This is a genomic window from Candidatus Thioglobus sp. (genome assembly GCF_028599055.1).
Lineage (GTDB): Bacteria > Pseudomonadota > Gammaproteobacteria > PS1 > Pseudothioglobaceae > Thioglobus_A.
In genome coordinates this window covers 8,268-16,311 of record NZ_JAQRMS010000020.1, presented here as the reverse complement: position 1 = coordinate 16,311, position 8,044 = coordinate 8,268, and the positions used below count along the sequence as shown (strand labels likewise).

10 protein-coding genes and 1 pseudogene are annotated in these 8,044 nt (G+C 39.4%); 8 read left to right on the top strand and 3 right to left on the bottom strand.

Translation table 11 applies throughout. From position 1 onward, the window contains the following. Positions 1-56 precede the first annotated feature (56 nt). On the bottom strand, positions 57-881 hold the full coding sequence (gene bamE / locus PSN35_RS02540; protein WP_300028973.1) for an outer membrane protein assembly factor BamE: 825 nt from the start codon (positions 879-881) through the stop codon (positions 57-59). Between the two features lie 63 nt (positions 882-944). Between bamE and fur the strand changes: the two genes are divergently transcribed. After that, positions 945-1,352 (top strand): ferric iron uptake transcriptional regulator, encoded by a 408-nt coding sequence (gene fur / locus PSN35_RS02535; RefSeq protein ID WP_300028971.1) that lies wholly within the window; start codon positions 945-947, stop codon positions 1,350-1,352. An 11-nt stretch (positions 1,353-1,363) separates the two neighbouring features. Beyond that, the gene (locus PSN35_RS02530; protein WP_300028969.1) at positions 1,364-2,155 is read left to right on the top strand and encodes a metal ABC transporter permease; all 792 of its coding nucleotides are present in this window, start codon (positions 1,364-1,366) and stop codon (positions 2,153-2,155) included. Between the two features lie 146 nt (positions 2,156-2,301). On the opposite strand, the gene prfA is transcribed toward PSN35_RS02530, so the two are convergent. Together prfA and hemA are read right to left on the bottom strand one after the other, a co-directional pair. Then, positions 2,302-3,393: a peptide chain release factor 1 gene (gene prfA, locus PSN35_RS02525; protein ID WP_300028967.1), complete on the bottom strand. Its 1,092-nt coding sequence runs from the start codon at positions 3,391-3,393 to the stop codon at positions 2,302-2,304. Then, positions 3,393-4,643 carry a glutamyl-tRNA reductase gene (gene hemA / locus PSN35_RS02520; protein ID WP_300028965.1) on the bottom strand — a complete coding sequence of 417 codons (1,251 nt, stop codon included), beginning with the start codon at positions 4,641-4,643 and terminating at the stop codon, positions 3,393-3,395. The genes prfA and hemA overlap by 1 nt, the downstream gene beginning before the upstream one ends. Positions 4,644-4,741: 98 nt before the next feature. On the opposite strand from hemA, the gene PSN35_RS02515 reads away from it, so the two are divergent. The 6 genes and pseudogenes from PSN35_RS02515 to PSN35_RS02490 all read left to right on the top strand — a co-directional run. Beyond that, positions 4,742-5,248, top strand: a complete 507-nt coding sequence (locus PSN35_RS02515; protein ID WP_300028963.1) for a lipoprotein insertase outer membrane protein LolB — start codon at positions 4,742-4,744, stop codon at positions 5,246-5,248. A 33-nt stretch (positions 5,249-5,281) separates the two neighbouring features. Continuing rightward, positions 5,282-6,310, top strand: coding sequence for a Holliday junction branch migration DNA helicase RuvB (ruvB, locus tag PSN35_RS02510; protein WP_300028961.1), 1,029 nt, complete (start codon positions 5,282-5,284; stop codon positions 6,308-6,310). Beyond that, a complete protein-coding gene (gene ybgC / locus PSN35_RS02505) occupies positions 6,303-6,704 on the top strand; it encodes a tol-pal system-associated acyl-CoA thioesterase (RefSeq protein WP_300028960.1) in 402 nt (133 codons plus the stop codon). Before ruvB ends, ybgC begins: the two co-directional genes overlap by 8 nt. Next, a complete protein-coding gene (tolQ, locus tag PSN35_RS02500) occupies positions 6,694-7,362 on the top strand; it encodes a protein TolQ (RefSeq protein WP_300028958.1) in 669 nt (222 codons plus the stop codon). Before ybgC ends, tolQ begins: the two co-directional genes overlap by 11 nt. A 9-nt stretch (positions 7,363-7,371) precedes the next feature. Next, entirely contained in the window at positions 7,372-7,824 is a 453-nt protein-coding gene (gene tolR, locus PSN35_RS02495; RefSeq protein ID WP_300028956.1) for a protein TolR, read from the top strand. Beyond that, a pseudogene (locus PSN35_RS02490) lies at positions 7,824-8,044 on the top strand (hypothetical protein); the annotation flags it as partial. The gene tolR and the pseudogene PSN35_RS02490, both read left to right, overlap by 1 nt.

Below are 8,044 nucleotides of genomic sequence, written 5' to 3'. Positions count from 1 at the left end.
AGCCTCTTTGACAACTTAGATTATGAATGTTTAGTGATGACACGGCATGTGGCTGCTTACCAAAATTTATACCAAGGCGATGGTTCAACTTCTTTGACTTTTTTAGCTTCTTCAGCTTGCTTCGATGCTTTAGCCTTTTTAGTCTGAGCAGCTATATCTGCAGCTGCTTGCTGATCAGCTAATTGTTGTTTAAGTTTGTCAGCTTGTGCTTTTTGTTGCTGTTTGGCTTTTGCTAATTCAGTCTGTTTTTTTAAAGCTTCTGCAGCTGCTTTTTCTTGGGCTAGTTTTTCAGCTGCTTTTTCTTGGGCTAGTTTTTCAGCTGCTTTTTCTTGGGCTAGTTTTTCAGCTGCTAATCGTTGTTGTTCGAGCGCTTTAGCCTCGGCCATTTTTTGCGCTTTAATTTTGGCTTGCTTAAGTGCTTCAATGGCGGCAGCTTCATCTGCTAATCGCTGATCTTCTAAGGCTTTTTCTTTGTCGGTTAGTGCAGGTAGGCTAACAATGCCCGAGGTATCAATGTTGCTTAATTTACCTTGGTTGAAGTCTAGCGTTAGGCGATAACGAATGTCTTCTTTTTCATGCAGGGTGGAATGGTTAATATAGTTCCATTGGTTATTATGAAAAGAGTCAACAATACTTGGTGAGCCGATCAAATCCTGAACTTGCGCTTGAGACATACCTAATTTAAGTTGATTAATCTTATAGCGATCTAGTACCGAACCCTGATGAATGTCGTCTTTATAAAGTGTTGGTAAAGATAGATCCGGCATAATATTAGGCATATCTGGCAGGCTTGGCATCTCAGGCAAAGTTGGCATAGAAGGGGTGCAAGCAGAGATAAATGGTAATGATAATGAGAATGCAATCAAAGTTAGTTTGTTCATTTGTGATTAATTGATTAAAATAGTTAGGGATTATTTTTCTGATTTTACCTCAAGGATGTGAATATGGACGCTCAAGATTTAAAAACGGCAGGACTTAAAGTAACGCTACCCCGACTTAAAATTTTAGAAATATTAGAAACCAGTGAAAAACACCACCTAAGTGCAGAAGATATCTATCGCGCATTGGTTATGCAAGGTGAAGAAGTGGGTGTTGCCACGATTTATCGCGTGCTGACTCAATTTGAAGAAGTGGGCATGATTAACAAGCTTAATTTTGACAATGGTCAGAGTGTGTATGAGTTATCAAACACCGAACACCATGACCACTTGTTATGCGTTAAATGTGGAAAAATTGATGAATTTGCTGATGAGGTGATTGAGAAGCATCAACACGACATTGCTAAAAAACATGGTTATCAATTAACCGATCATTGTCTATATTTATATGGTCTATGTCAAAATTGTCAGTAAACCCCTAGTTAATGATGGAAGATTTTATTCTTAGGGCGCTGATTGCAGCGCTGGGAATTTCCATTATCGCCGGTTCTCTGGGTTGTTTTGTTATCTGGAAGCGTATGAGTTATTTCTCTGAATCCATTTCTCATTCAGCCTTGTTGGGTGTTTCTTTAGGTTTGGCCAGTGGGCTGGGCATTCATGTGGGTTTGGTGGTGATTGGTGCAATATTTGCCGGGTTGATCGTGGTATTGCAACAGCGCAAAATTCTATCAAATGATGCTATTTTGGGTATTTTTTCTCATTTAGCTTTATCTTTGGGTATTGTGGTGCTTAGCATTGTGAGTGGCACCAATACTGATTATTTTTCTCTATTGTTTGGTGATGTTTTATCCATTAACAATCAGGATATTATTTGGATTTACGCTATTTTGGTTGTGGTGGTAGGGCTGTTATTAATTTTTTGGCAGCGGTTACTATTGTTAACTTTGAATGAAGAGTTGGCCGTTTCTCAGGGACTTAATCGCACCAGATATCAGTTGCTGTTTATGGGAATGATTGCATTAACGGTTTCAATTTCAGTGCAGGTTGTGGGCGTGTTACTCATTACGTCGTTATTAATTATCCCACCTGCCGTGGCTAGAGTATTCGCTCGCACGCCACACACCATGGCATTTCAATCAATTATTGTTTCGATTGCTGCGGTATTAATGGGGTTGAGCGCTTCTTTATTTTACGATTTGGCCACCGGTCCAATGATTGTTATTGCGTTAGGTGTGTTGTTTATCGCCTCACAACTATTCGTTAAAAAATTAGGCTAGGGCGTTATTTAATTCGGTTATCTGGTTGGACAAGGCAATGCCTTGCACCTAAAGAAGTGAATTAATCCTAGTAATCTTGAAACAATGGCTACGTGAATTAAATTTAGTTGACGCTAGAAAGGCTTTGCCTTAGTAGAAACAAGTTTTTAAGCGAGTGCGTCGTTTAGCTCTGTTAGCTGGTTGGTTTGCTGTTCTACAATTAAAGGCTCGATAATTGCTTCTAAATCACCTTCCATAATTTCAGCTAATTTGTATAAAGTTAGATTGATACGGTGATCAGTGATACGCCCTTGTGGGTAGTTATAGGTGCGAATACGCTGAGAACGGTCACCACTACCAACTAATTCTTTACGGGCAGAGGCTTGTTCTTTTTGTTGAACTTGTTGTTGCGCATCCAAAATTCTAGACGCTAAAACTGACATGGCCTGTGCTTTGTTCTTATGCTGAGAGCGGCCATCTTGACACTCTACCACCGTGCCAGTTGGAATGTGGGTAACACGCACAGCAGAGTCGGTTTTGTTAACATGCTGACCACCAGCACCACTCGCTCTAAATGTATCAACGCGCACATCACTCATGTTAATGTTAATTTCTTCAATATTTTCAACTTCCGGCATAATAGCAACCGTGCAAGCAGATGTGTGAACGCGTCCTTGGCTTTCTGTTTCTGGTACGCGCTGTACACGATGGGCACCAGATTCAAATTTAAGTTTTGAATAAACATCGGTACCACCTATGCGAGCAATAATTTCTTTGTAACCACCATGATCACCCACATTCGAGCTCATAATTTCCATTTGCCATTTTTGTTTTTCGCAATAGCGAGAATACATTCTAAACAGATCGCCTGAAAAAATAGAAGCTTCATCGCCACCGGTTCCCGCACGAATTTCAATAATAATATTTCTTGAGTCGTTAGGATCTTTAGGGAGTAAAGATTTTTTTAATTCTAAATCAAGACGCTCTAAATTTTCTTTGGCTTCGTTAATTTCATCCTTGGCCATGGCTTTAATTTCAGCGTCATCTTCCTCTAGCATAAGCTTGGCGTCTGCTAGATTTTGCTCTGTGGCCAAATACTCTTGATACTGCTCATTAACTGGAGTGAGCTGTGAATGTTCGATAGATAATTCTCGAAAACGTTTCGCGTCGCTCGCTACCTCAGGGTCACTTAGCATGGCGCCTACTTCTTCTAGGCGCATGGACATTTGTTCTAATTTAGCAAGAATTGATTCGTTCATTATTTTTTAATATTAGGCACACAACCTTCACATTGAGATAAATCCACATGATCGGTTTGTTTGATGTTTTTAAAAGTAGTATGTAGTATTTTGTTGGTTAGTTGATCGGCTAATTTTTTAATAATTTGCTCGCCATCGCCACCATTGTTGAGGCGCTTAATCGCATCCAAAACCACCTGGTCTTTAATTTGATTGGCGCTGGTTCGGTAGCTTTGAACCAGCTGTTCATTTGGCAATACCGCAAGCCATTGATTAAATACTTGCGCTTGTTTAATGATAATTTCTTGTGCCAATACTTTTTCTTTTTCACGCGAATCAACATTATCGCTAACCACTTGTTCTAGGTCATCAATGGTGTAGAGATACACGTCAGCTAATTGACCAACTTCTGGCTCAATGTCGCGCGGAATGGCAATATCAAGCATAAACATTGGCTTGTGTTTGCGTTTCTTAAGGGCGCTTTCAATTAAGCCTTTGCCAATAATAGGCACGGAAGCCGCTGTTGAAGAAATGATAATATCTGCTTGGTCAACAATTGAAGAAAACCGCTTTAAGTTGACTGATTGAGCGTTATATTGTTCGGCAATTTTTTGTGCATTTTCAAGAGTTCTATTGGCTACAATCATATTACGAACACCTTTTTGATGCAAGTGTTGAGCGCATAATTCAATCATTTCACCTGCACCAATTAACAAAACAGTTTGTTCAGATAAATCAGTAAAGATTTTTTCACTTAGTTTAACGGCGCAATAGGCAATAGAAACGGGCGATGAGCCAATTTGTGTATCAGTTCGTACTTTTTTGGCTGTTGAAAAAGCATGTTGGAATAATTTTTCTAATTTTTTATCAAGTGTCCCAACTTGTTTGCCAGCGTGATAGGCGTCTTTAAGCTGACCAAGAATTTGAGGCTCACCCAACACTAAAGAATCCAGACCACAAGCAACATTGCAAATATGCGCTAAGGCTTTATCATCTTCAAAATAAACCAAATAAGGGTCAATCTCTGCTCGACTAATATTGTGCGTTTGAGACAAGTAATCGCTAAGTATTTCTTGTGGATTGCCAGTTTCAATAACGGCGTAAATTTCAGAGCGATTGCAAGTTGATAAAATCACACAAGCGGCAACACCTGGAAGTTCGTTGAGTTTTTGTAGTTCGTCGGTTAATTGGTTTGGCGCAAATGCGACACGCTCACGCACCGCAACTGGTGCTTGTGCATGATTAACACTTAAAATAGCAATGCGTGACATAAACCCAAATAACAAAGACAAATAAGCGCTTGATTATACCCAAATCAAGGTTTTTAGGTATTTGCTATTAGCACGACAATGTTAGAATAGCGCACTTAATGAAAACACTACTATCACTACTTCTTTTGTTACTATTGTCGAGCTGTTCCACGCTACCTGTGCCGCAGTCAAAAACAACACTGATTGACCCTCAAGGTAGTTGGCAGGTTAACGGTAGACTATCTGCAATTGTTGATAACAAGGCGCAACAATCAAGTTTTAAACTTAAATTTAATGGAAAGGATTTTGATTTAACCCTGACTGGTGTACTGGGAATAGGCCAGATGAATTTAACTTCAAGCGCATCAAAATTAAGGGTCGATGGTCAGTTAACTCAACTGAGTCTAAATCAATTAATGACACAAGAGTTAGGTTGGTATTTTCCTATTGAGCAATTAAGATATATTATTTTTGAGCAGCAGTTATTGGGTGACAGCCTTTGGCAGTTGCAGAGTGTTAAACTTGCGCCAGGTCAATCAACCAAAGTGACAAAAATAGCCAAACTAAAGCATTTAACCAAGCCTATTAAAATCAAGCTATTGTTCCAAGAAATTCTGTCCAATTAAAGTTAAAATGACTAAAAAATTCCTTAAATCAAAATGATAGAAGAAGATTCCTTAGTAGCAGGACAAGATCAAGGTGGCGAAGATATTGTCATGACCTCTGTGCGCCCAGACAACTTGTCAGAATATATTGGTCAAGATGATGTTAAGTCACAAATGGCGCTGTTTATCCAGGCAGCAAAAAAGCGTCAAGATGCGCTTGATCATTGTCTAATTTACGGCCCACCAGGATTGGGAAAAACCACTTTGGCTAATGTTATTGCCAATCAAATGGGTGCAGGATTTAAACAAACTTCAGGTCCAGTAATGGAGCGTTCAGGTGATTTGGCAGCAATTTTGACCAAATTAGAACCTTATGACGTTTTGTTTATTGATGAAATTCATCGTCTTAATCCAGTGGTTGAAGAAATTTTATACCCAGCATTGGAAGATTTTAAATTAGATATTATGGTGGGCGAGGGTGTGGCAGCGCATTCTGTACAGCTTGATTTGCCACCTTTTACTTTAATTGGTGCGACAACACGTGCTGGCATGTTAACGTCGCCTTTGCGTGATCGTTTTGGTATTGTTCAACGTTTAGAATTTTATAATCATCAAGATCTGCAAAAAATTGTTCAACGCTCTGCCAGTATATTGGCCATTGAAATAGAGCCGAGTGGTGCATTAGAAATTGCTAAGCGCTCGCGAGGCACCCCTAGAATTGCTAATCGATTATTGCGTCGTGTGCGCGATTTTGCTGATGTTAAAACGAACGGAATTATCCATCAACAAATTGCTAATGAGGCGTTAAGCACGCTTAAAGTGGATGAAGCAGGCCTTGAGCAATTGGATAGGGATTATCTATTAATTATGACGACTAAATTTGCTGGCGGCCCTGTTGGTCTTGACACCTTAGCAACTGCCATTGGTGAAGAGCGCGGTACATTAGAAGATATGGTTGAGCCTTATTTAATTCAACAAGGGTTTATCCATCGAACGCCTCGAGGTCGAAGTGCGACTAATTTGACTTATCAGCATTTAGGTCTATCTAAACCCTCTAATCATCAAGACTTATTTAATGAGTAATTTAAAAGTTCGGGTTTATTATGAAGACACCGATAGTGGTGGTGTTGTTTATTATGCAAATTATTTAAAATTTATTGAGCGTGGACGTAGTGAACTACTGCGGAATTTAGGTTTCGAACAAGATCAATTAATTGATCATCAAAATATCATTTTTGCCGTAAGATCTGTACAAGCAGATTACCTCTCACCAGCTCGATTTAATGATTTACTTGATGTTGATACACAGGTTAAAGAAGTGCGTAAAGCCAGCTTGATTTTTTCACAGAAAATAATGGATCTAGGGAAAAATAAGGTATTATTTAAAGCACAAATTACCGTTGCTTGTTTAAATGCGCAAAATTTTAAACCTTGCGCTATACCAAGCAACATTCTGGAGAAATTAAATGGACAGTAGTTTATCAATTTTTAGCTTAATTATTAGCGCAGGTTTTGTGGTGCAAATCGTGATGCTGGTCTTGGTGTTAATGAGTATTTATTCTTGGACGATTATCATGTCTAAGAAGAAGGCATTAATGGACGCTAATAAAGACGTTAAGCGTTTTCATAATAACTTTTTAACGGATACTGACCTCTCTTTGTTACATGGTCAAATTCCAGAGCAAGTGTCAAATCGCACGCCGATGGAGCATATTTTTGGTGCGGGTTATGGCGAGTTTACACATTCGACTTCTGCCTCAAATCAAGCATTAGTGCTTAATTCTGAACGTGCTTATCGTTCTATGAACACAGCTGTTAATAACGAAGTTGATCGACTTGACCATGGTTTAAGTGTACTGGCTATGATTGCCTCTTCAAGCCCTTATATTGGTTTATTTGGTACCGTTTGGGGAATTATGCATTCTTTTATCGGCTTGGCATCAGTCAAGCAAGCAACCATTGCAATCGTTGCGCCAGGTATTGCAGAAGCCTTGATTGCAACGGCGTTTGGTTTATTTGCTGCAATTCCGGCAACCATTGCTTATAATCGACTCATTACTCAAGTAGGTGAAATTAACAACAAATACACCTCGTTTGTAGAAGAGTTGTTTGTTACCTTCCAAAGACAGAAATAGCCCAACTCAATGATTGAATTACCACAACGTCATAGGCCTCGTGTTGATGCAAACATCAACATTGTTCCGTATATTGATGTCATGCTTGTGTTGTTGGTTATTTTCATGATGACCACGCCTATCATTGAGCAAGGTATAGAAGTTGATTTACCGACGGCTGATGCCAAGATGGTTGACTTTACCGAGCAGCAGCCAACCATTGTCACCATTAACAAGGATGGCGATTATTTCATTAACTCTCTCAATGAAGACGATTCGGAAGTATCCAAAGGTGAAAAACTGCCGTTGGGTGTTATTGCAGGACGTGTTAGTGCGCGTTTAGAAATATACCCAAGTATGAAAGTGTTTGTTCGTGGCGATGCAAATGTTGCATACGGTTCAGTGGTTTCATTGATGTCTTTCTTGCAGAAAAATGGTGTGAATAAAGTCGGCATTGTGACCGAATCAGCCGAGCAAAACTAATGAAAGAGTGGCTGTTAAAAAGAATTAAACTTCCTAAGATTGCCCATAAGCATCCAGTGGCTTTTTGGACGGCGATTATTCTGCATGTTGCACTATTGATTGGTTTGGTTTTTTCTAATGTTCAGCGTTGGGAGATTCCTAAACAAGCACCAAAATCATCTGCCAGCGCCATTCCAAAAGCTGTCACCATTGATCTCACCGAAATTAAAAAAGAAAAACA

Coding starts and splice junctions, on each gene's coding strand:
- bamE (WP_300028973.1), bottom strand. CDS start 881: ATGAACAAACTAACTTTGATTGCATTCTCATTATCATTACCATTTATC.
- fur (WP_300028971.1), top strand. CDS start 945: ATGGACGCTCAAGATTTAAAAACGGCAGGACTTAAAGTAACGCTACCC.
- PSN35_RS02530 (WP_300028969.1), top strand. CDS start 1,364: ATGATGGAAGATTTTATTCTTAGGGCGCTGATTGCAGCGCTGGGAATT.
- prfA (WP_300028967.1), bottom strand. CDS start 3,393: ATGAACGAATCAATTCTTGCTAAATTAGAACAAATGTCCATGCGCCTA.
- hemA (WP_300028965.1), bottom strand. CDS start 4,643: ATGTCACGCATTGCTATTTTAAGTGTTAATCATGCACAAGCACCAGTT.
- PSN35_RS02515 (WP_300028963.1), top strand. CDS start 4,742: ATGAAAACACTACTATCACTACTTCTTTTGTTACTATTGTCGAGCTGT.
- ruvB (WP_300028961.1), top strand. CDS start 5,282: ATGATAGAAGAAGATTCCTTAGTAGCAGGACAAGATCAAGGTGGCGAA.
- ybgC (WP_300028960.1), top strand. CDS start 6,303: ATGAGTAATTTAAAAGTTCGGGTTTATTATGAAGACACCGATAGTGGT.
- tolQ (WP_300028958.1), top strand. CDS start 6,694: ATGGACAGTAGTTTATCAATTTTTAGCTTAATTATTAGCGCAGGTTTT.
- tolR (WP_300028956.1), top strand. CDS start 7,372: ATGATTGAATTACCACAACGTCATAGGCCTCGTGTTGATGCAAACATC.